Here is a 540-nt window from a genome sequence, read left to right on the forward strand (position 1 = left end):
GTCATCAGCGGTAAAAAGTCAGGCAACTGCGCGGCAAGTGCTGATTATACCTCCACTTAACGCGCAGGACACGAACGTTCAGATGGAGGTTTTGGCTGCGGGATTGATACCGACAAATGACTATGGCGTGAAGTTAGAAGTTATCGCGGGACTTCCATATGTTACTCAGGATGCTAGCGTTGCGCTGGAGATCATTGCCCAGACAACTTTGAGTCCAGCAAAGCCGATGACAACAATAACTTGGTTCACGCCAAGCTAAGGAAATAAAATGACCTTGAAATACATGCAAGGGTTTGAGACGGTTCGTGACGATTCAGACCTTAGAACACAGGGATGGTCCCCAACCCCTGCTGCGCCGACACGTAAGACAACCGTAGCGATTCCTAGTGTAACTGGCGTAAACGGTTTCTCATTGCGTCCCATAGGTGCATTCCAGTCAATGTCATATTCAACGGCTGCATGGGGAGCGGCAGCAGATCAAACATTTGGATATCTAAACACAGGCATCACAGTCAATCAGGCTTGGCAAGCTGGTGGTAT

The 540-nt window shown here is 48.9% G+C and carries 1 protein-coding gene; it reads left to right on the forward strand.

Features of this window, described 5'->3' with window-relative positions; genetic code table 11:
• Positions 1–259, forward strand: a 259-nt coding sequence (locus AC1RPN_RS08160) for a hypothetical protein (RefSeq protein ID WP_481763711.1), incomplete at its 5' end; no start/stop codon positions are given.
• Positions 260–540: the final 281 nt, after the last annotated feature.

It is taken from the genome of Dellaglioa sp. CoH-57-MRSF-20 (assembly GCF_056781955.1).